This window comes from Microbacterium sp. SORGH_AS_0888 (assembly GCF_030818905.1).
In the GTDB taxonomy this organism is placed as follows: Bacteria; Actinomycetota; Actinomycetes; order Actinomycetales; family Microbacteriaceae; genus Microbacterium.
On the sequence record NZ_JAUTAZ010000001.1, the window covers coordinates 1,125,884 to 1,147,630 of the forward strand.

Genomic DNA, 21,747 nt, shown 5'->3' on the forward strand with positions numbered 1-21,747 from the left:
TGTGCACTCGCGCGGACGAACCGACACTTCCTGATCACACATGTACTATGAGAACCATAGTAAACGAGGTGGCATGTACAAGACGACCCCCGGCGGGAACCCGACGGTCGAGCAGGCGGTGCTGGCCTTGCGGCGGCTCAACAGTGCATTGACCGTGAGTAACCGTGTCGTCGGAGCACGGCTCGACATCCGAGACGGGGACCTCGCCGTGCTGGACTCGTTGCATCAGGATGGGCCGCAGACACCCACCGAGCTAGCGCGCCGCACGTGGACCCATATCGCAACCATGACCGGCATACTGACTCGCCTTGAACGCGCCGGATGGGTCGAGCGACACCGCAACGAGAACGACGGCCGCTCGGCACGTATCCACGCGACCGGCGTCGACCGTCTGGGCAACACATACGCGAGGGTAAACGAGCGCCTCGCTGGCCTCCTGGCCTCCTGGACGCCCGATCAGCTGGACGCACTCACCCGGTTCCTTTCGGAGGCAAGTGGCGTAATCGTGGCATCCTCAGAAGAGATCGATCGAGAGTCACACGACATTGACCCAGGCTCACCCTCCGACTCGACGATGACTTCATAAGCATCGAGATCCGCACGGCTGCCGTATTCGGAGCCAACGGTCCCACCGAAAGAGCAGCTGCTCGGGCAAGGGGGCAGTTCCAGCGCCATCACGCGGGGCCCCGGGTGATGCTGACCCTAGCGTAGAAGTCGAACGACCGCCGCCAGCAGAACGTGAGCGTCGGCCTCCGGCTCCAAGGTCTGACGTACCGTCGCGCCCTGGAAAAGGAGCATGATCGTTTCGGTCGCGTCGGCAGCGAGCCGCTGTACGTCACCATCCTGGGTCGCGGCCCACGGAAGCAGCGCCTCGTGGAGGAGCTCCCGCACCTGCGCGATCTTGTCGCGGGCGAGCCCGGCAAGCAACGGGTCATGGGGCGCTTCGGCCCAGATCTGGACGAGCATCTCAGTCACGCCGGCTCCGGCCATCTCGTCGTAGAGACGGACGAGGATCTCAGCCGGCGTCGGCGCGGCGCCCTCGCGCGTCATCGCGGCGAGCGAGGCCCGACGCGCCTCGAGCAGCGACTCGGAAGTGAACCGGGTGAGCTCTGCTTTGCCTGGGAAGTGCGAGTAGATCGACCCGGCCGAGAGTCCCGACTCGGTGATGATGTCGGCCATCGAGGTGCCGGCGAAGCCGTTGCGCGCGAAACAGCGTCGAGCTGCGTCCGCGATCTGCGACATCCGATCATGACGCGTGGCTTCCGTGAGTCGGGGCATACAAGAAGAATATCCGCTCTGCTAACATGCCCCAAGAGAATAATCATTCTGTTTGGAGCTGTTCATGTCCTCTGCTCGTCCGCACACCCGATGGGCGCTCGCGATCGGCTTCGGCGTTGTCGGAGCCCTCGTCGTGACACTCGTCGTACTCGCCTTCCTCTGGCCAACCAAGACCGCCAAGGCCCACGACATCCCGATCGGCATCACCGGGCCGACGCCAGCTGTATCGGCGATCGAGCAGGCGCTGGACGAGAACGCGGACGGCGTGTTCGCTTTCGTCGACGCGTCCGACCGGGATGGTGCCATCTCCCAGATCCAGACACGCCAAACCTATGGCGCGATCGTGCTCTCATCAGGGGCGCCGGAGGTGCTCACGGCGCCGGCAGCGAGTACTACGGTTGCTCAGCTGCTCGGGGGCGTCGCTGCACGACTGCAGGCCCAGCTGACGCAGCAGGTCGCAACCGCAGGAGGCGATGCGAGCACCGTCTCGGTCGCCGTGACCCCTGTCGTGTCGTTGTCCGCCGATGACCCGAACGGCACAGGCCTCACAGCCGCGTCGTTCCCGCTGACGATGGGCGGGATGATCGGCGGCATCCTGATCTCGCTCCTCGTCGTAGGCGTCTTCCGGCGGCTCGTTGCACTTGCCGGCTTCGCGGTCGCCGCGGGGCTGTTGCTCTCTCTCGTGCTCCACACCTGGTTCGGCTACCTGCAGGGGGACTTCTGGGTCATTGCGCTGGCGATGGGTATGTCGGTGCTCGCAACATCGGCCTTCATCGTCGGCTGCACCTCGCTGATAGGCAACCCCGGCATTGGAATCGGCGCAGTGCTCACCATGCTCGTCGGCAACCCGCTCGCGGCCGCTGCCGTGCCATGGCAGTTCCTCGCCGCGCCCTGGGGAGCGATCGGCCAATTCTTCGTGCCCGGCGCGGCGAACACACTGCTGCGGACGCTCAGCTACTTCCCCGACGCCGACCCGTCCGGCCAGTGGTGGATCCTCGCCGGGTGGACGCTGGTCGGTCTCGTACTCGCGGTCAGCGGACATTTCCGCAGTGCCCCCAGTATGCATGTGCCGGATGCAACACTCGACGAGCCCGCCGAGAACCACGCAACAGCGTGAGGCCAATGACCACCATTCGCGCGGCTCAAATAAACTGAGCAATCGTAACGGGCTTCGATGTCCATCTCAGCCCATTGGGGGTGACGCTGCGAGTGCTCGACACTCACCCCTACAAGAAGCGGCGGCGTGTCCCACCGGCGGTGATGGACAGTGCGGAAGTCGATCCCGTCCGAGAACGTCGTGACCAGCAGTGGCGCGGGCTGTGACATCTGATCGAATAAATCCCGTTCCAGCGCTGATTGCCGGTCGTGTGTGGGAGAAGCCTGGCGCTGGAGGGCAACGTCTCGAAGTCGGCTGGCGCGATGGCAAGGACGCGGAAATCGCGCCTGGGTAGGAGCGGCCCAGGCGCGCTCGTACGGGCGCGCGTTCTGCTGGGCGGCCCCGTACCTGCTGGGTGATCCTGTTCGTCGCACACGAAGGCGGACAGGGCCCGAACAGCAGGGAGCCTCCGCCTATGTCCGATCCGTCATCGCCGACCCGTCGTCTGACCGAGCTTCCGGCGCCGGTGTTCACCCACGACCGCGCGACCCTCTACCTCGGGGACGCCGTCGAGTTCCTCCCGCTGCTGGCCGCGGGGAGCATCGACGCGCTGGTCACCGACCCGCCCTACGGGCTGAGCTTCAACGGGCACACGTGGGACGACGCATCCGGGTTCCGCGATTCGCTGCCGCACGTGGACACGAGCAGCATGAGTGCACCGGAGGTGTTCGAGGCGTGGTGCACGGCCTGGGCTGCAGGTGCACTGCACGCGCTGAAGCCCGGTGCACACGTTGCAGCGTTCGGTGGTGCACGCACGTGGCATCGCATGGTGCGTGGCATCGAGAATGCGGGGTTCGAGATCCGCGACCAGATCGCGTGGCTGCACACCACCGGGATGCCCAAGAGTATAGACCTCTCGCACGCGATCGATAAGCACCACGGCGCGCACCGCCCCGACCGCACCGTGCAGACCGATGACCGCGACGGCGTGCTGGGCGCGACTCGCACCGTCACTTCCAAGGGCACCCCGGTGACCGAGGACGCGCAGCGGTGGGAGGGATGGGGCACGGGACTGCGGCCGGCGTTCGAGCCGATCGTCATCGCCCGCAAACCCCCGGAGGGCAACACACTCCGAAACGTCCTCGCCCACGGCGTCGGCGGGATCAACATCGACCAGGCCCGGTTCGCCGATGACCGGTGGCCGATGAACGTCGCCCTCGACCCCGGGCAGGCTGACGCGCTGGATGTGCTGACGGGAACGTGGCAGGGCGAGTCGTTGTCGCGGAAGTTCCCGATCTTCCGGTTCGAGCACAAGCCCGACGCCCGCGAGCGGCCCCGCGCGTTCGGCATCTCGCATTCGACGGTGAAGCCGCTCGGACTGATGCGGTGGCTCGTCACCCTGCTCACCCCGCCCGGTGGTGTCGTGCTCGAGCCGTTCACCGGTTCGGGAACGACGGTCGAAGCGGCCCTCATGGCCGGATGCCGAGTGGTCGCCATCGAACGCGACAAGGACTACATCCCGCTCGTTGCCTCCCGGGTGGACCGCCAGATCTGAGCACGGCCACCAGCGGCCTGCGCGACCGCTCGGGCCGCTGGTGGCCGCTGGCAGTTACGTGTCGGCGCGTTCGCGTGTGTCGCTGGTCCAGTTCGGGTCATCGAAGTCCGAGCGCTCACCCCTGACCTGGGCCGACAGGTCATCGAGGACGTGTAGCTCGTCGGCGGTGAGGACGATCGATATGGCGGCGGCGTTCTCCGCGATGCGTTCGGGGCGGCGGGTTCCGGGGATGGGAACAACCGGCACGCCAAGCCGGTCGCCCGCTGCGTACAGCCAGGCCAGCGCGATCTGCGCGGGCGTCGCCTCGTGGTCGCCGGCGATCCCGGTCAGCGCTGCGACGACGGTCTGGTTGCCCGCGAAGGCATCGCCGGTGAACCGGGTGAGCCCTGCCCGCCAGTCACCGGCGAAGACAGCGGGATCGCTCAGGGCTCCTGTGAGGAAGCCTCGCCCCAGGGGTGAGTAGGGCACGAAGCCGATCCCGAGCCTGGCGGCTGTCGGTGCGACGGCGCGTTCGACGTCGCGGCTCCAGACCGACCATTCGCTCTGCACGGCCGTCATGGGATGGACCCGGTGCGCGGCCTCCAGTTCGTCGGCGGTCACCTCCGACAACCCCAGATGGCGGACCTTGCCAGCAGCCACTAGCTCGGCCATCGCGCCGACGGTGTCCTCGATCGGTACCGAGACCTCGCGACGGTGCAGGTAGTACAGGTCGATCGTGTCGATGCCGAGCCTGGTGAGGCTCGCGTCCACGGCCTCGCGCACGTATGCGGGGTCGTTGCGGGCGCGCATGGTCTTGTTCGCGATGGAGCCGGTGATGCCGAACTTGGTGGCGATCGTCATCTCCCCGCGGCGGGTCTTCGCGACCTCTCCGACGGTGCGTTCGCTGTCGCCGTCGCCGTAGATGTCGGCGGTGTCGATGAACGTGACCCCAAGGTCGAGAGCATGGTTCAGCGCGTCCAGGTTCTCTCCGTGCGTGCTGGCGCCGTACACACCGGTCAGGGCCATCGCGCCGAACCCGAGGCGGCTGACGGTCAGACCGTCGCCGAGAAGGGTCATCGGAACAGTCATCGTGGTTCTCCTTCTGTTGCGGTGAGGGGCTGCACGGCGGCGACTTCGGGCGAGACGGGGCGGCCGTCGCAGTCGAGGCCCGCACCGATCAGGTAGCGGTAGTGGGTCACCTTCTCTTCCAGGGAGACAAGGTGCTGATCGAGCTCCGCCTGCCGCCTGTGGATGCGATCGCGGTGGGCTTCGAGGATCGCCAGGCGTCGCCCGTGCGTCGCGGCGCCGCCGGTGACCAGGCGGGAGAACTCCCGCATCTCCTCCGTCGGCATCCCGCTCTCGCGGAGCTTGGCGAGCATCTCCACCAGCGCCGCGTCCCTGCGCGTGTACTGGCGGCGGCGATCCGGTCCCCGGCGTACCGCGGGCAGCAGCCCTTCCCGCTCGTACCAGCGCAGGGTGTCCTGACTCAGCCCGCTCAGCCGCGCGACCTCTGCGATGCCGAGGCTCGCGTCCGTATCGTCCAGCACCTCGAATGCGACCTGTGTGCTCATGCGGCAACGCTATGTCCTGGAGTTCACTCCAACGCAAGCCCACCATCCGCCACTGCCGCCACATGTCCGGGCACGCGCGACGGGCTTTCGAATCGTTCCGCGGAGAAGAGACCATGCCGGTGACCTGCCGGTCAGATCTCGCCTCAAGACCTGCCCTATCCGCCTACCTATCGAGAGGCCCGGGCGGTTCCGCCCGGGCGATCTCGAAATGGGAGGACGAGCACAGATGGACATCGACCCTGCCAAGATCACCCAGGCACCACGAGCCGAAACGAACCGGGACGCAGGGCGGCCGCGGATGCTGTGTCTCGGGGTGGTCGTTTGGTCGGATGACCCGGATGTCGAACCGACCGTCCTCGCGCACGACAGCCCCGTGGTGGTCGCGCACGCTACGGCGCTGGCGATCCACGAGGTGCTTGAGGATTCGCCGGCCTATGTGGGCGCGTCGGAGTTCCTCGAGACGCACCGCGGTCCTCGGGACTGGCGCACCCCCGAGGACGTCGATGCCTGGCTTGAAGCGCTTCGGGAGGCGACCCCGCACCCGGCGTACTCGTTCCACCAGATCCCCGTCGGCGGCGGCAACGAGAAGGGAGACGACGCCGCTGCCTCCCTCCATCACGCGATGCAGGAGCGTGAACGCGCGCTCACCGCGGATGCTCCCGCCGGGCCGGGCGGTGCTCAGATGCCGCGCCCGGGCCTCACGCGATGACTGTCATGAGGACCCCGCCGGGTGAGAAGGCGACGATTCGACGCATATCTGCGACTCCAGCGCGCATCTTCCTCGAGATCCCTTCGCGTGCACGCGTCCTGCGGGTAACTCAGGTTCCGACCGCTCATTACTGCCCGGGTCGCACGCCCGCACCGAGCCCTCCGCCCCGCGGCCGACGGCTCGCCCACTGATCAAAGGAGGTCACTACCATGCCTGATGACGAGACCGCGCCACCCCTGGGCTATACGCCCGAACCGCTCGAGCCGCGCCGCGTGGTGATCGAGTTCGACGTCCTCGCCCGCTCGGACGCCGAAGCGGAGCACATGGTTCAGGAGGTGCTGATCGCGGAGTTCGCCGGACTGCCGGATCAACTTCGCACGGACGGGGACCGTGTGTTCGGGGAGGACTTCGGCGACGACGTCTCCCACATCTTCTCCTGGGCCCCAGGCCCCGCCACCGCGCTGGGCGCGGGTGCGATGGGGGTGCCGTCGGTGGAGTGGGCGGCGCTTGAGGGGTCGGGGATCCCGGAGATCGTCGCCGGAATGTTTCCACCCGAACCCGCTGAGGCCGACTACCGGCGCCCGGACGGGACGGTGGACGTTGACAGGCTGGAGGATGCACGGGAGCAGTGGCGCGACGAATGCCTCGATCTCGCCGTGGCCGCCTCGCGCCTGCCAGAGGCGCTCAAGGGGATCGACCGTGCCGAGCGGGTACGCGCCGGGTTGATCGAATTGTTGGAGCGAGATCCGCTGCCGGTAGAGCCGAGGAAGGAGGATTACCTCGTGACGGTGTCCCCGAGCTATGAGGGCGAGTACGAGGACGCCCGTTACCGGTGGGACCACGTCCAGTGGGAAGCGGACTTCAAAGCCGCCGCTCTTCGCCATGAGACCGCCCTACGGGACCTCCTTACCGAGAACGGACAGCCGTCGTCTACCGTGGCAGAGTTCGGTGTCGTCGCGCCGGCCGATCTGCTCGCGATCCAGACGCTCCGCGAGCTCGTCGAACACGACACGACCGGCCCCAGTGCATCGCTGCTACCCGTTCCTGTGCAGGAGCAGCTGAAGGCCATGCTGTTCGCCGCCGACCCCGACGTGCGGGTTCCGGATCCGGATGACCCGGCGGGGCCGCCGATCTATGAAGGGCCCGCGTCGGACGCGCACGCATGGATCGACAGGGGTGTGTATGACGCGACCGGGCCGGACGGGCAGGGCGAGTTCCGGCTCGTCGTCGGACCCGTCCCTAATGGGCGCGAGCGGACGGCGTCGGCGGCGTTCCCGCCGGCGGAGCACGACAGCACGGTCGTGAACGAGATCGCCCGAATCCTCGAACAGCACACCGAGAACCACACCCCAGCCGAGGTGCTCGCGCAGATCAACCAGGCGATCCTCCACACAGGCCGTACCGGCATGCTGACCCCGCAACCTGTAGAGCCGCCGACGCTGCTCGAGCGCGGCGGACTGCTCAGCGAACTCCTCGCCGAACGGGAACGCCGACTCAGCCCCGAACCCGACGATCCGGACCGCCCCGCACCGGGCGGAAAACCACCTGGGCGCAGCTTCTGATCTGTCGACGTGGCGACGCGCGAGTTGACGATTTCTGGCATGTTCCAGACTTTTCCGCGCATCCTGCCAGGAATCGCTCGCGTTGGCAGGACGACGGCGGGTAGGGGTTGAGGTCTCTCGTCTCCCGAGAATGCTCGTGAGCCGGCAACACCCGACCCCGGTCGGTGGCATTGCTGCCGCACCTTCCAGGTGACACGGCGCACGAGCATCCCACCCCTCGTGCGCCGTGTCCCGGAAGGAGGTGCTGCTCGTGACCGTTCCCGACCCTACCGGCTGGAACCTGCCCACCACCCTTCCCGGTGCTCACCTCGATGCGGCGCTCGCCTACGCGGCGGCGGGTGTGTCGGTGTTCCCGTGCGCGCCGAGCGCGAAGACGCCACTGACGACGCGCGGGTTCCACGATGCGACGACAGATCCTCGGCGGATCCGGTCGTGGTGGTCATGGATGCCGGAGGCGAACATCGCCCTGCGCACCGGCACCCGCATCGATGTCGTCGACGTGGACGTGCACGGCGTCGGCAACGGGTTCCCGGTGCTGCGGACGCTGCAACGAGACGGGCTGATCGACGGGTGGGGCGCGGCGGTCCGCTCCCCGTCCGGCGGCCTGCACCTCTACTACCCGTCCGACCCGAACCGTCCACAAGGGTCGTGGTCGCGTGGACGGTCGCATGTGGACTTCCGTGGCACCGGCGGCTACATCATCGCCCCGCCTTCCACCATCACCGCCCCGGACGGCACGACCGCGGCATACGAGATGATCGCGCACGGGCGGCGCCCGAGACCGGTCGACGCCGACACGCTCCGCGACATCCTCACCCCAACGCCACCACCGGCCCCCCAGCGCCAGCTCCCGTCGGGCGGGGTGGACGAGCAGATCGCCGAGCGCCTCTCCGACTGGGTCGCACGGCTGGCGGAGGGCAACCGGAACGCCGGGTTGTTCTGGGCGGCGTGCCGCCTCGCCGAAGCCGGGCTCAGCGAAGACGAGACGACCGCCGCCCTCGAGACTGCGGCGCTGTCGACCGGGCTGGAGGTGCGGGAGACGCGCGGTACGATCCACTCCGCCCACCGCACCATTACCGGCAGCAACAGCGGCGGCGCCGTGTCCTCATCATCCGGACGGGCATCCGCAAGTCCGGAGGCCGGGCGATGACCTCCCTCGAACAGCACCCGCCCCAGCAGACCGTCGGCCGAGTATCCGGCGGGCCCGGCGGCGGGGTGACCCGTGGCGTGGTGACGCTCGCTGTCGCCGGGACGGTGCTGCTGGCGTTGGGGGCGTTCTGGCTGTCGTTCACGACCCTCCGGGATCTCGCCGTGCTCTCCGGGATCCCCGAGGGGCAAGCATGGGTGTGGCCGTTGATCGTCGACGGGGTGATCCTCGAGGCGACGATCAGCGTCGTCGCGCTGCGCAACTCCGCCCGCCCCGCGCGGCGATTCGCGTGGGTGCTGCTCGCCGCCGGCGCCGGAGTATCCGTCGCAGCGAACATCACCCACGCGATCGTCACCGCCCACACCCAGGTCCCGGCGCTCATCGCGTCGCTGGTCGCGTCCGTGCCCCCACTGGTGCTCCTGGCGATGACCCACCTCACCGTCGAACTCACCCGCAACAGCGCACAGCCATCCGAGGCGCCGAGAAGCCGCCCGGATGCCTTGCCGCCGCTCTCCAGCGGCGAAGGATACGAGCGGGATCGTGCCTGGCGCGCGGACGCGAGCACGGACACCCCGACCGCGCGCGCCGAGCCGCAGGATGAGCCCGGGCCGGTCGGGTCGGGGATGCCGCGTCGGCGGGAGCTGCGGGAGCGGGCGCGGGAGTTGCGTGCGCGGGGGTTGTCGCGTCGTGCGGTGGCGGCGGAGCTCGGGGTGCATCCGACGACGGTCGGCCGGTGGGAGCACGCACCTGACCGTCAACAGGACGGAGCAGACGATGACTGACCCCACCCCGCCAACGGCCCACCCAGCGGATCTGGACTCGCGCGACCCAGGCACCGACCGGCCTCTGGACGAGGACCGGGAGGCCGACACCAGCGAGCACACCCCGGAGGGTGATCCGGAGCGGGCGTCCCCGTTCGCGACCCGCGGCGACCCCAGCACCACGACCACCGCCGACGCTCCGGAGGGGCCGCAGCCTGCCGGGGTGCGGTGGGTGCGGCCGACCGACCTCGCAGCCCAGGCCGGCGCGGCCGTGCTCGCCCGGGGCGCAGCCGCGAACACGCAGCTACATGACGCCGTCGCCGACGGGCTGCGTGAGCTGCGCGCGAACCTCGCCGACCGGCTCGCCCACCGCCAGACGCACCTCGAACCGGAAGCTACGACGACGGGCCCGACGACGCGGGAGCGCCCGCTCGCCAGGACGGGGGTGAGCCGGTGACCTCTCACTGTCCTGGCCGCACCCGACTGCCAGAACACACCCGCACCCCGTAACCACAACCGCCGCCGGCTGCCTCACCGTCGCACCAGCCGGCACCACACGCAGACCCCCATCACCAGGGCCGGTCTGACGGTCCCGCTCGCCCTCTCGCAGCCCGCCCAGCTCGGTACGAGGCAGAGACGGGGTCGTGTCGGGACGGGTGTCGCACCTTCCAGATACCGACGGATTCTTCATCTTCAGGGAGTCACCATGAACCCGACACCATCGGGCCCGGATTTCACGACCAGCGAGGGCCTGCGCGCGCTGCTGCGGGAACTGAACGAGCACGACGCGTGGGCGACGAGCCCGGTCGCGGCTGAGCTGATGGCCTACGCCACCCGCAAGTACGCACCCCTCGCGAAGGCCTGGCACCGGGCCCCGGAGGACGCCGCCTACGAGGCGTTCATCGCGATGCGCAAGCGCACCACCACCAAGGCGGATGACCCGTGGGCGGCGATCACCCGCGCGGTCGCGCTCGGCATCGCCGCCGAAGTCCACGCCGACCGCAACATGACCAGCCAGGACAAGGCCCGCCGTCCCGAGAGGCGTCCCGACGAGGAACCGGTGCGCGCCGGGCACTACGAGGAGTTCTTCTACGACATCCACCCCCACACCCCGCCCCTCGCCGATGCGGCGGATGGGGATCATTCGGTGGATCGGGTGATCCGCGCGACGTGCGTGTTCCTCGTCCTGACCGACTGGCCTGCCCGTCCCGTCGAGCAGGCCGTGGAGTACATCGCCCACCGCGCCACCGGCCTGTCCTCCGGCGATTCCGCCGTCGACGTCGTCTCCCGCGACCTGCACATCGCCCTGCGCCTCGGATACACGCCCGAAGCCTGGGCAGCACTGGTGCGGCTCGTGGTCGGCACGAACACCGGCCGGCGCCGCACCGGGCAGTACGGACTGTTCGCCCGTGTGCTCCTCGGCGATGACGTCGCCGACCTGCTCCGCGACGATGACCTCGTTGCGGCGTCCCGCCGGAGCGCGCACGTACCTGACAAGTGGGAGCGAAACGGGGGTGTGTCATGAGCCGTGGGCATCTGGTGCTCGAGCACGCGATCGACCAGATCACCGAGGGCCACTCCTACCGCCGCGACCTCGGCGACCTGGAGGAGCTGACGGAGTCTGTCCGCCGGTTCGGGCTGCTCTCACCGATCGTGATCACCACCGGCAACGTCCTCATCTCCGGCAACCGGCGCCTGGCCGTCATGCGCACCCTCGGGCACCGCACCGTGCCCGTCTGGATCGTCCCCGGGGTCTCAGACAAGCTGTCGATGGTCCTCGCGATCCAAGACGAGAACACCCTCCACAAGATGCTCGCCCCACTCGAGCAAGCCGAGCTCTACGCAGAGCTGAAAGAGCTCTACGCGGAAGAGAACGCCCGCAAGCAGGAAGCCACCCAGTTCGGTGCGACCACACCGTCCGAGTCGCCGAGCGGGGGCGTGCCCCCGTCCCAGGGTTCGGGTGGGGGTAACGGTGGTGTCGATTCGACACCACCGTTACCCCCGAGAGGTGAGGGGCAGAAGACGCGGGTGCAGGCGGCGAAGGCCGTCACCGGGCGGGACTCGCACGGGATGCTCGACCAGGTCGTGGAACTGAAGCAGATCGCTGCCAGCGAGGCGGAGCACCCCGAGGTGCGGCAGGCGGCAGCCGAGGCGCTGCTGGAGTTGAACACGGACGGGAAGGTCAACGGCCGGTTCCTGCGGGTGAAGCTGCTGCAGGCGATCCACACGCTGCGCCGGTGGGCGACGCACCCGGATGAACCCGACCCCGTCCGTGCGGCGGCCACGTCAGAGCTCGCCCTGCTGGAAGGGCAGGAGCATCCGAAGGACGCGCTGAAGGAAGCCACCCGTGCGATCGGGTACCTCACCCAGCTGCGCGCAGACGTCGCAGCCGCAGCCGGGCCGGCCGGGTGGAAGGACGCGGATCCGCTGCTGCGGGAGAAGCACGCGATCCGCAAGCTCGTCGACCTGCTCCGCCGCGAGCACGGCTGGTGGGACCGCTACGACCCCGCCGACTTCGGGAAGTACGCCGACGACGAGCAGTGGGAGCTCGTCGAGACCTGCATCACCGAAGCCGCCCGATTCCTCGACCACGCCCGCACCGCCCGCGATCACGCCACTGCTCACCACGAGGTCGATGCTGAGGACGAGGACGCGGACGGTCCTGCTGACGGAGACTCCTCGGAGGGGGTGCCCGGTGCCGACGTATGAGGACCCGAAGCGGGATGCGGACGAGCTGGCCGAGACCGCGCGGGCGCTCGCATACGCCACCCGGTTCGTCGACACCCCGGCCGATACGTACGAGGTGCTCGGGGCGCTGCATCTGTCGTTTACCAGGCTGCAGCAGGGCCTCGTCCAGCTCGCCGCCTGGCACCAGTCGCACCGGGAGGACGCGGCGACCGACGATGGGGACCGCCACACCGGGAACACCCACACGACGAAGGCCGCAGCATGGCTCTCCGCGGCAGCCGCGGCCGTCGGGCAGGCCGCCGACACGGTGATGGCTGCGCAGGGCGAGAACGGGCACATCGCCTGGCGACCTGTCCGTTCGACCGTGCTGTCCGAAGTGCTTGAGGAACGCGCCGCTGCTCTCGACCCCGTCCCGAGCCGCAGTCCGCATGGCGTGGTGAGAGGCGTGGCGTGACGAGGTAGGACCGCGGGTCGACAGGGGTGGCGCACCTACCGGGTGTGCCACCCCTTGTCGTTCCCGGGAAGGAACCCTGTCATGTCGTCACCTCTCACCGATGACCGCCTGCGCCGGCGGCGCCGGCTGATCATCACCCTCACCGCGACCGGCCTGGTCGTCCTGACCTTCGCCGGCGTCGGCATCTACGGGTTCGTCGCCCGCCCCGACCAGACCCCGCCACCGGTCGCCACGAGCAGCACGCCCGTGACCCCGACCGTGAGCCCGAGCGCCCAGCCCACGGTCGGGGCGTTGCCGGGGCTGCCTGCGACGGATGACCCGCAGGAGTACGCGGGAGCGGTCGCGCATGCCCTGTTCGACTGGGACACCTTCACCCTTCACACCCCCGCCGACCACCGCGCCGTGCTCATCGACGACGCGGACCCGTCCGGCACCGAGACGCCCGGCCTGGTCACCGACCTCGACGGGTACGTCCCTTCGGTTGAGACGTGGCGGGATCTGTCCGAGTACCGCACCCGGCAGTCCCTCATGATCGATCGGATCTTCGTACCGGAGCAGTGGGACGAGGCGGTCGCGGCGGCGAACGGGCAGATCACGGACGGCACGATCGCGTACACGATCGAGGGCACCCGACACCGGGAAGGCGTCTGGTACGACGCCCCGGTCGCAAGCGACCACCCGGTCGTGTTCACCGTGTTCGTCGCGTGCGAGCCCGTGTTCGACCGGTGTCACCTGCTGCGCCTGTCCCAGCTCGACAACCCCCTCCGCTGAGAGGGGGTGTTGTCGTGAAGAAGCTCCTCGCCTTCGGGCTCGTTGGGCTCCTCCTCGCACCGGTGCTCGGGCTGCTCAGCGTCGGTGTGCTCATGAACCCTGCCATCACGAGCCAGGCGGCGTGTGTCGCGTCGGATGTGCAGCTCGGTCCGGTGCCGGACGAGCTCGAGGTCACCATCGCCGGCGGGCACACGTTCACGTTGAACAAGACGCAGCTCACCCACGCCGCCACCATCATCATCACCGGCGCCGCAACACCCGGGGTCGGGCGGGACGGGATCCTCATCGCCCTGATGGCGGCGCTGACGGAATCGACGCTACGGCAGCTGGCGAACACGGGCACCTACCCGGAGTCCGGGAACTACCCCAACGATGGCAACGGCTCCGACCACGACTCCTTAGGCCTGTTCCAGATGAGGCCGCAGTCTGGGTGGGGCACCGTCGCCGAGCTGATGGACCCGAGCTACCAGGCCGAGGCGTTCTATGGCGGACCCGACGGCCCGAACGGTGGTTCCCCGCGCGGCCTGCTCGACATCCCTGGCTGGGAACAGATGGGAAAAGGCGAAGCCGCGCAAGCCGTGGAAGTGTCGGCGTACCCGGACCGGTACAACAACTACGAGCCCGTCGCCCGCATCATCCTCGACACCCTCACCTCCAGCCCCGAAACGAACGGCGCAGACAGGGGGATCCCGGAGACGAGCCGCCTGGTGTTCCCGCTGCCGACAGGCAGTTACGTCCGCACCGACGGGTTCGGACCCCGCGTACACCCCATCACCGGCAAGGTCCGTCTACACGCGGGAGTGGATTGGGCAGCCCCGGACGGGACGGCGATCTTCGCCCTCGCAGACGGTGTCGTCACCTACGCGGGCATGGTCGGCGGCACGTCCGGGCAGATCACGATCGAGCACACCATCGACGGGCACCCGGTGGCGACGATCTACATCCATATGTGGGCGCACGGCATCCACGTCCAAGCCGGGGACCACGTGATCGCAGGTCAGCACATCGGTGACGTCGGCAGCAGCGGCCAATCCACCGGCCCTCACCTCCATTTCGAAGTCCATCCGGGCGGTGCCGACGACCCCGCGGTCGACCCAGAGGTGTGGCTCGCAGAGCACGACGTCGCCGGTATCGACGCTCCGACCGGTGGCAGGCCCTCCTGCACCATCTGACCGCCAGGGACGGACACGGGGCGGGTGGCGCACCTGACAGATGCCCGCCCGCCCCGCCGTTCGTCAGGAGCCCCACCCATGCATGTCCTTGCCACGCTGATCCAGGCCGAGAACGTCTACCCGGACCTCAGCGGCGTCGGCGGCAAGGAGACTCTATTATCCATCGTTGGGGCGCTGCTGACGTTCGTGCTGATCGTTGCCGTGCTGATGCTCATCGTCTCGGCGATCGTCTGGGCGGTCTCTTCCGACCACGGCAACTCCCACACCGCCGCGAAAAGCAAGGCAGGGCTGTTGGTCGCCGTCGGGGCTGCCGCCCTCGCAGGCGCCGGGGTCGCGTGGATGAACTTCCTTCTGAACCTCGGCGACACGCTCTAACGATCAGGCTCCGGCCTGGGTGTTCCGTGACGCGGCCGGTTCGGCGGATTACCGTGGAAGGACGGCGAGGAGGTGCAGGATGCAGCTGACCATTCAGGGTGGACGTCTCCTTCCGGAGTGGGTGCTGGAGTTTCTTGGCATGGGCAAGGGCCCCGCACTGCCGGCGTTTTTCTGCACCGACGCGTTCGGTCGGCACGTGACGATCATCGGCTTCGACGAGGACCTCTTCCACGAGATCAACGACGCCGACGACGACACGGTCGCCGGCGCAGCAGTGCCGGTGGAGAAGTTCCCCGTGTCCGTGATGGGGTGGCCCGAGGACTGGGCGAAGGACCACTCGCTGCGCGAGACGATCCGCATCGACCCGCGCGGCCTGCCGCCCGCTGAACAGGTCGAGCAGTACCTCGCTGACGGCACCGTGGACGGCGTCCCGTTCGAGGCGGTCGACCGTGACCTGTTCACCCGCATGGCCGACATCCTCCGCAACCGCGGCCACTGACGCCGCAGCGCCGGCAGACGCACCTGTCCAGGTGACCCCTCCCACTCCGGAGAGGGACCGCCTGTGAAGGAGCCTTGCATGTCTGCCGTCCTCGACACCCTCACCACCGCCTTCCCCGCCGCTGCCGGGCTGGTCTCCGCGGAGATCGACGTCACCCCGAACGACTCGGGCCTACCCGGGATCGCAGCTCTCCGCACCATCGTCGGGGCGGTGATGACGATCGGTCTTATCCTCTCTGTCCTCGCTCTGATCATCTCCGCCATCGTGTGGGGATTCGGCGCGAACAGCTCGAACCCGCACCTGGCCTCGCGCGGCAAGATCGGCGTGCTGATTTCCTGCGGTGCCGCGATCATCACCGGAGCGTCCGTGACGCTGATCAACTTCTTCTGGAACGTCGGCCAGACCGTCTCTTGACCACCACCTCGACCTCACGAAGGGAGGGGTGACGTGGCTGGCATCTGTGACGTCCCCATCATCAGCAACGTCTGCAACACCGTCGGCGAAGGCGCAGCCACCCTGATCAGCGCCCCGTTCGACTGGCTTGCCCAAGCCATTGGCGCGGCTGCGTCCTGGCTGTTCCAGGGCGTGTGGGCGCTGTTCGACACGACGACCCTCGTCGACCTGTCCGATCCGGGCTACATCGGGGTGTACAACGTGATCTTCGGGATCGGCATCTTCATCATGTTGATCTTCTTCTGCCTCCAGTTGATCATCGGCCTCATTCGCCGCGACCCCGGATCCCTCTCCCGCGCCGCCCTCGGACTCGCCAAGAGCGTGCTCGGGTCGTTCCTAGTGATCACGCTGACCGCGACGCTCCTCGAGGTCGTGGACCAGCTGACCATTGGGGTGATCCAGGCGACCGGGACGACTCTGGAGGAGATGGGCGGGAAGATCGGCGTCCTCATCGCTGGACTGACCGCGATCAACCTCACCGCTCCCGGGGCGGGAGCGATGATCACGATCTTCCTCAGCTTCCTCGCCATCTGCGCCGCAGCGATCGTGTGGTTCTCGCTGTTGATCCGCAAAGCCCTCATCTTGGTCGCGGTCGTGATGGCGCCCATCGCCTTAGCCGGTGGGTCGTGGGATGCGACCCGGGGCTGGTTCGGGAAATGGGCGTCGTTCGTGCTCGCCCTGATCTTCTCGAAGCTCGTGATCGTGATCGTGTTCCTCGTCGCGATTAACCAGGTCAACGCCCCCATCGACCTCGACCTGGCATCCATCGCGGACCCGGTCGCGGGCATCGTGCTGATGTTCGTCGCCGCGTTCGCGCCGTACATGGTCTACAAGTTCATCAGCTTCGTCGGCTTCGACCTGCACCACGTCATGTCCGCCGAACAGGAAGCCAAGCAGTCCATGAACCGACCCATGCCGCTGCCGACTAAACCCGACGGCGACGGCCCGAAGAAGATCCTCGACGGGGCCGGCGACGGCAATCCGCCAAGCGGGAGCAACGGCGGAGGCGGAAACCCTCCCCCGCCGCCTCCTGGTGGGCCGTCGCCTGCGTCTGCCGAGACGGCCGGCGCAGGAGCGAGCGAGACGGCGGCCGCTGGGAGCGGAGGCGCGGCCGGAGCTGCGGGTGGCGGAGCTGCCGCGGGCGGTGGCGGCGCGGCTGCGGGTGGTGCCGGAGCTGCGGCAGGCCCGGTCGGGCTCGCGGTCGTCGGTGGCGCAGCAGTCGTCAAGGGCGCTGCGGAGGCCGGCCCGAAGGCCGGGAACGCGATCGGCCGGGCCGCGGAGGGCCACGCGGACGCCGCCTCCGATGGACAGGCCCCGCCACCAAACACCCCCGGGAACCAGCCCGCCCGGCCGACACCGCCGAGCAGCCCGCCGCCGGCCGACGCCCCGCAGACTCCTCCGCCGGCGTCGACACCGCCGCCACCGTCTTCGTCACCGAAGCCGCATGGGGACGGTGGGGCGCCGAAGCCCCCGCCACCTCCGGAACCGAAGCCATAGGCCCAGAGCATCAGCCAGGAGAAGGGAGGTGATGACAAGTTCCGTCGGTGTGGGCGGCAGCACGAGATCGTGCTGCCGCCCACAGCCATTCCTGGGCGCGTACCTGACCGGCGACCACCGATCCTTCACCCGTCTTGGAGCTCCGTATGGCTACCGCATCCCCTGTGAACGAGTTCGAACTGTCCCCGGTGAAGTTCTCCCGCCTCACCAAGCGCGGGATCATCCTGGGCCTGTCACTGCCGCAGGTGATCGCGCTCGCTGTCGCGGTGGCAGTGTTCGTCGCCTCCCTCTACACCGGCGGCCCCGCCGCCCTCTACACCTCACCCGTCTGGGGCACCGCGCTCGCCCTCACCTGGGCAGGGGTCGGCGGGCGCAAGCTCGTCGAGTGGGTGCCGATCAGCCTGCACTGGGTGGCACGGTCGTCGCTCGGGCAGACCCGATACCGGCGCCGCATCGCCAAACCCCGACCCGCGGGGACGCTCGCACTCCCAGGGGATGCGGCGCCGCTTCGCCAGTACGAGGACCCCGACACCGGGGCGGTGATGGTCCACGACCCGCACGCGCAGACCCTGACCGTTCTGGTGGAGGTGACGCATCCGTCGTTCATCCTCCTCGACCCCGGTGAGCAGGAACGCCGTGTCCACGCCTGGGGCCGGGTGCTGTCCACCGCGTGCCGCTCCATCCGCATCGCCCGCCTCCAGGTCCTCGAACGCACCGTCCCCGACTCCGGACAAGGACTGGCGCAATGGTGGGCCGAGCAGGGCACCGACGACGACTCCTGGGTTGCCCGCACCTACCGAGAGCTCATCGACCGGGCAGGACCCACCGGGGAACGCCACATCTCCACGATCTCCCTCTCCCTCGACATGCGCGCAGCCACCCGGCCGATCCGCGCCGCCGGCGGCGGCCTCACAGGCGCAGCCGGAGTGCTACGGCAGGAGATGAACACCCTCACCACGGCGCTGCGCACCGCCGACCTCAAACCCAGCGCGTGGTACACGCCCGGGCAGCTCGCGATCATCCTCCGCTCCGCCTACGACCCCGCCATCGCCACCACCCTCGAACGCGCAGGCGACATCGGCAAAGACCTCGCCGCCGCAGGACCCGTCGCCGTCGAGGAAACGTGGGACGGGCTGCGGTCCGACTCCGCGCATCACGTGGTGCTGTGGATCAGCGAGTGGCCGCGGGCGCTGGTGTATCCGGGGTTCCTCGCCCCACTGCTGCTGAGCTCCGGGATCCGGCGGGCGTTCACGCTGCTGTGTGACCCGATCCGCTCCGACCAGGCCGCCCGCGACATCCGCAAGAAGAAGACGGAATACATCTCCGACGCCGCCCAGCGGCAGAAGGTCGGGCAGATCGAAGACGCCCAGCAGACCGCCGAATACCAGGACGTCCTCCAGCAGGAAGCCGACCTCACCACCGGCCACGGCGTCCTGCGATACACCGGCCTCATCGCCATCTCCGCACCCACCACGGAAGAGCTCGAGGCCGCGGTCGCCGCGATCGAACAAGCCGCGATCCAGGCCTCCTGCGAGACCAGGCGCCTCGTCGGGCAACAGGCCCAAGCGTTCGTCGCCGCCGCACTGCCACTGTGCCGCGGGATCTGAGCCGAGCGACCCGACAGCGGCTGATCGGCGTACCTGACGGATGTCCCACGTTCGTTCAGAGGAAGGCACCTGCGCATGGGAACCGACGGTTCGAAGAAGCAGCTCTATTCGACAGTGCTCGTCGAGGACGGCACGGAGAAACGCGCCCGCCGCGCGCGGGAACGCGCCGCCCGCCAGGTCGTCGCCCGCGATCACGCCACCCAGCGCCGGCAAGCCCGGGAGCGCGCGGATGCGGAGCGCGCGGAGGCCCGCTCGACCCTCTACCTGCCGCCCGGCGGGGAGCCGGGGAAGGCGGGGTTGAGGTCGTACCGGCCGTTCCGAGTGCCGGCGCATCAGGACACGTCGGCGGCGCTACGGGGCGCGTATCCGTTCCTCGCCGAAGGCGGCCTCGGCAGTCAGGGCGTGTTCATCGGCCAGGACATGTACTCCGGCGGCAGCTTCGTCTACGACCCGTGGCGGCTGTACCAGCGGGGCATCATCACCGCCCCGAACCTCGTCCTCGCCGGAATCGTCGGCTCCGGGAAATCCTCGCTCGCAAAGTCGCTCTACACGCGGTCGATTCCGTTCGGTCGGCGCGTCTACGTCCCCGGCGACCCGAAAGGCGAGCACACGCCCGTCGCCGAAGCCGTCGGCGGGAAGGCGATCGTCCTCGGCCACGGGCTCCGCAACCGCCTCAACCCCCTGGATGAGGGCTACCGGCCCGCAGGCCTCAGCGACGCCGAATGGGCATCCACCGTCGCCGCACGCCGCCGCGACCTCATCGGCGCCCTCGCCGAGACCGTGCTGGAACGTGCGCTGTCTCCGTTGGAGCACACGGTCATCGACATCGCCCTCCAAGCCGTGGTGTCGACGGCGTCGGTGCCGATCCTGCCGATGGTCGTCGACCGCATCCTCACCCCCGACCCGGGCGGGGACGAGCGTCTCGCCGAGGACGGGCGCCTGGTCGGTCACGCCCTCCGGCGCCTGGTTGCAGGTGACGTCGCGGGCCTGTTCGACGGGCCCAGCACGGTGTCATTCGATCCGTCGTTGCCGATGATCACTCTCGACCTGTCCCGCGTGGTGGAGAACTCCACGTTGATCTCGGTGTTGATGACGTGTTCGTCCGCGTGGATGGAATCCGCGCTCCTGGACCCGAACGGTGGGCAGCGGTGGGTCGTCTACGACGAGGCCTGGAGGCTCATGTCCCACCCGGCCCTGTTGCGGCGGATGGACGCGCATTGGCGGCTCGCCCGCCACTACGGGATCGCGAACCTGTTGATCTTCCACAAGCTCACCGACCTCGACAACGTCGGCGACCAGGGCTCGGCCATGCGCAGCCTCGCCAACTCGCTGTTGGCGAATGCCGAGTCGCGGATCATCTACCGGCAGGAGTCGGATCAGATCGGGACGACCGCGAAGATGCTGGGCCTGACCGGCACCGAGCAGAAGCTGCTGCCGACGCTCGGGACGGGGCAGGGGCTGTGGCGGATCAAGGAGTCCAGCTATGTGGTTCAGCACCAGCTGCATCCGGAGGAGTTGCGGGCCTTCGACACGACCCAGCGCATGGGCCAGATCCCGCGGAAAAACGCCGCAGAAGCCCCGAAATGGGGCCTGTGATGAGCGTACGTCTCATTCCCGTTTCGCACCAGGGATCCGGCTTGTCCTCGCCCCGGGAGATGGTCCCGTGGTGCTGAGTGAGGAGGAGTTGGCGCGGAACATGATGGCGCTCGATGACGGTCTGCACCGCATCGAGAAGCAGTTCGACGAGCACGTCGTGTTCTTCGACGAGGACCCGCTGACCTTCGGCGGCGGGCACTTCGTCCTCTACCCCGTGGACGGCTCGTCGCCTCGGTTCGCGATCGAGGAGCAGTATCCGCTCGGGGTCGACTGGTCCGATGAGGGTCGAGTACCGACGTCATGGACGTGGGTGGCCGAGGCGTATCTGCCCCAACCGGACGGCTCCTATATGTGGGTGCCGCACGGCGAAGGCGAGGTCGCCTCGGCCGACTATGCCATCCTTCTGCAGATCGCGGAAGGGTGGGCAGAAGCTCTCAGCGCAGCGCTCGAACGCGAACAATCGCTTGCCCCCGACCCAGTTCGTGTCGCTGACACGGCTTCGGCGACACGACCGCCGACGGATCGCTCTATGTGACGCGCCCCGGCGGGAGGGTGCGCATGTTCCGGGACGTCACATCAGTGCGTTCCAAAGTCCAATCGTCGCGAGCGCAACGGGCGCGAACAGCGCCACGACAAGGAACAGCGCGAAGAACATGAGCGATCCGAAGAACGCGCCGAGCCGCTGGTAAGGGAAACTGCTCGCCGCTCCCAGGGCGTACGCGACCTCGGCGATACCGAGGGCAATGAACATCATCGTCAGACTGCCCCCGAGTGCCGCGTATCCGACCAGTACGACGAATCGCAGCATGTCGTTGTTCGGGGCGATGTCGACCTCGACTGTCCTCGACAGCGCTCGCCCGTCGCGCCAGAACGCCGCCACGCTCGCGAGAGCAAGGATCGCACCAACGATGAGCGTTGTCGCCGCGATGAGTGGGGGTCTGCGGCTGCATCGATCACGGTGCCCAGCCAGGTGACGA

24 protein-coding genes are annotated in these 21,747 nt (G+C 68.6%); 20 read left to right on the forward strand and 4 right to left on the reverse strand.

Going from position 1 to position 21,747, the window contains the following annotated elements; translation table 11 throughout:
* Positions 1-73 precede the first annotated feature (73 nt).
* Entirely contained in the window at positions 74-586 is a 513-nt protein-coding gene (locus QE381_RS05580) for a MarR family winged helix-turn-helix transcriptional regulator (protein ID WP_307216224.1), read from the forward strand.
* A gap of 116 nt (positions 587-702) precedes the next feature.
* Here QE381_RS05580 and QE381_RS05585 read toward each other — a convergent pair whose 3' ends face one another.
* Positions 703-1,278 (reverse strand): TetR/AcrR family transcriptional regulator, encoded by a 576-nt coding sequence (locus tag QE381_RS05585; RefSeq protein WP_307216226.1) that lies wholly within the window; start codon positions 1,276-1,278, stop codon positions 703-705.
* A gap of 52 nt (positions 1,279-1,330) precedes the next feature.
* Between QE381_RS05585 and QE381_RS05590 the strand changes: the two genes are divergently transcribed.
* Together QE381_RS05590 and QE381_RS05595 are read left to right on the forward strand one after the other, a co-directional pair.
* Positions 1,331-2,395, forward strand: a complete 1,065-nt coding sequence (locus QE381_RS05590) for a hypothetical protein (protein WP_307216228.1) — start codon at positions 1,331-1,333, stop codon at positions 2,393-2,395.
* Between the two features lie 454 nt (positions 2,396-2,849).
* Entirely contained in the window at positions 2,850-3,929 is a 1,080-nt protein-coding gene (locus QE381_RS05595) for a site-specific DNA-methyltransferase (RefSeq protein WP_307216230.1), read from the forward strand.
* Between the two features lie 54 nt (positions 3,930-3,983).
* Here QE381_RS05595 and QE381_RS05600 read toward each other — a convergent pair whose 3' ends face one another.
* Complete coding sequence (locus tag QE381_RS05600) at positions 3,984-4,997, reverse strand: aldo/keto reductase (protein WP_307216232.1); 1,014 nt, start codon at positions 4,995-4,997, stop codon at positions 3,984-3,986.
* Positions 4,994-5,479, reverse strand: coding sequence for a MerR family transcriptional regulator (locus QE381_RS05605; RefSeq protein WP_307216234.1), 486 nt, complete (start codon positions 5,477-5,479; stop codon positions 4,994-4,996). Before QE381_RS05605 ends, QE381_RS05600 begins: the two co-directional genes overlap by 4 nt.
* 226 nt (positions 5,480-5,705) lie before the next feature.
* Between QE381_RS05605 and QE381_RS05610 the strand changes: the two genes are divergently transcribed.
* The 17 genes from QE381_RS05610 to QE381_RS05690 all read left to right on the forward strand — a co-directional run bounded on the left by QE381_RS05610 (position 5,706) and on the right by QE381_RS05690 (position 21,305).
* The gene (locus QE381_RS05610; protein ID WP_307216236.1) at positions 5,706-6,188 is read left to right on the forward strand and encodes a hypothetical protein; all 483 of its coding nucleotides are present in this window, start codon (positions 5,706-5,708) and stop codon (positions 6,186-6,188) included.
* A gap of 209 nt (positions 6,189-6,397) precedes the next feature.
* The gene (locus tag QE381_RS05615) at positions 6,398-7,750 is read left to right on the forward strand and encodes a hypothetical protein (RefSeq protein WP_307216238.1); all 1,353 of its coding nucleotides are present in this window, start codon (positions 6,398-6,400) and stop codon (positions 7,748-7,750) included.
* A 226-nt stretch (positions 7,751-7,976) separates the two neighbouring features.
* Positions 7,977-8,900 carry a bifunctional DNA primase/polymerase gene (locus QE381_RS05620; RefSeq protein WP_307216240.1) on the forward strand — a complete coding sequence of 308 codons (924 nt, stop codon included), beginning with the start codon at positions 7,977-7,979 and terminating at the stop codon, positions 8,898-8,900.
* Positions 8,897-9,679: a DUF2637 domain-containing protein gene (locus QE381_RS05625; RefSeq protein WP_307216242.1), complete on the forward strand. Its 783-nt coding sequence runs from the start codon at positions 8,897-8,899 to the stop codon at positions 9,677-9,679. The genes QE381_RS05620 and QE381_RS05625 overlap by 4 nt, the downstream gene beginning before the upstream one ends.
* Positions 9,672-10,115, forward strand: a complete 444-nt coding sequence (locus QE381_RS05630; protein ID WP_307216243.1) for a hypothetical protein — start codon at positions 9,672-9,674, stop codon at positions 10,113-10,115. Before QE381_RS05625 ends, QE381_RS05630 begins: the two co-directional genes overlap by 8 nt.
* 249 nt (positions 10,116-10,364) lie before the next feature.
* Positions 10,365-11,183 (forward strand): hypothetical protein, encoded by an 819-nt coding sequence (locus tag QE381_RS05635; RefSeq protein WP_307216245.1) that lies wholly within the window; start codon positions 10,365-10,367, stop codon positions 11,181-11,183.
* Positions 11,180-12,367 (forward strand): ParB N-terminal domain-containing protein, encoded by a 1,188-nt coding sequence (locus QE381_RS05640; protein WP_307216247.1) that lies wholly within the window; start codon positions 11,180-11,182, stop codon positions 12,365-12,367. Before QE381_RS05635 ends, QE381_RS05640 begins: the two co-directional genes overlap by 4 nt.
* Positions 12,354-12,800 (forward strand): hypothetical protein, encoded by a 447-nt coding sequence (locus QE381_RS05645; RefSeq protein ID WP_307216248.1) that lies wholly within the window; start codon positions 12,354-12,356, stop codon positions 12,798-12,800. Before QE381_RS05640 ends, QE381_RS05645 begins: the two co-directional genes overlap by 14 nt.
* Positions 12,801-12,881: 81 nt before the next feature.
* Positions 12,882-13,571, forward strand: coding sequence for a hypothetical protein (locus tag QE381_RS05650; protein ID WP_307216250.1), 690 nt, complete (start codon positions 12,882-12,884; stop codon positions 13,569-13,571).
* Positions 13,572-13,633: 62 nt separating this feature from the next.
* Positions 13,634-14,743 (forward strand): M23 family metallopeptidase, encoded by a 1,110-nt coding sequence (locus QE381_RS05655; RefSeq protein WP_307216252.1) that lies wholly within the window; start codon positions 13,634-13,636, stop codon positions 14,741-14,743.
* 78 nt (positions 14,744-14,821) lie between these two features.
* Positions 14,822-15,118 carry a DUF6112 family protein gene (locus QE381_RS05660; protein WP_307216254.1) on the forward strand — a complete coding sequence of 99 codons (297 nt, stop codon included), beginning with the start codon at positions 14,822-14,824 and terminating at the stop codon, positions 15,116-15,118.
* 79 nt (positions 15,119-15,197) lie between these two features.
* Positions 15,198-15,617, forward strand: coding sequence for a hypothetical protein (locus QE381_RS05665; protein WP_307216256.1), 420 nt, complete (start codon positions 15,198-15,200; stop codon positions 15,615-15,617).
* 78 nt (positions 15,618-15,695) lie between these two features.
* Positions 15,696-16,031: a DUF6112 family protein gene (locus QE381_RS05670; RefSeq protein ID WP_307216258.1), complete on the forward strand. Its 336-nt coding sequence runs from the start codon at positions 15,696-15,698 to the stop codon at positions 16,029-16,031.
* Positions 16,032-16,064: 33 nt separating this feature from the next.
* Positions 16,065-17,567: a conjugal transfer protein TrbL gene (locus QE381_RS05675; RefSeq protein WP_307216260.1), complete on the forward strand. Its 1,503-nt coding sequence runs from the start codon at positions 16,065-16,067 to the stop codon at positions 17,565-17,567.
* Between the two features lie 146 nt (positions 17,568-17,713).
* Complete coding sequence (locus QE381_RS05680) at positions 17,714-19,174, forward strand: SCO6880 family protein (RefSeq protein ID WP_307216262.1); 1,461 nt, start codon at positions 17,714-17,716, stop codon at positions 19,172-19,174.
* A 75-nt stretch (positions 19,175-19,249) separates the two neighbouring features.
* Positions 19,250-20,770, forward strand: coding sequence for an ATP-binding protein (locus QE381_RS05685; protein WP_307216264.1), 1,521 nt, complete (start codon positions 19,250-19,252; stop codon positions 20,768-20,770).
* Between the two features lie 67 nt (positions 20,771-20,837).
* Positions 20,838-21,305 (forward strand): hypothetical protein, encoded by a 468-nt coding sequence (locus tag QE381_RS05690; RefSeq protein WP_307216266.1) that lies wholly within the window; start codon positions 20,838-20,840, stop codon positions 21,303-21,305.
* 36 nt (positions 21,306-21,341) lie between these two features.
* On the opposite strand, the gene QE381_RS05695 is transcribed toward QE381_RS05690, so the two are convergent.
* Positions 21,342-21,650 carry a hypothetical protein gene (locus QE381_RS05695; RefSeq protein WP_307216268.1) on the reverse strand — a complete coding sequence of 103 codons (309 nt, stop codon included), beginning with the start codon at positions 21,648-21,650 and terminating at the stop codon, positions 21,342-21,344.
* Positions 21,651-21,747 lie beyond the last annotated feature (97 nt).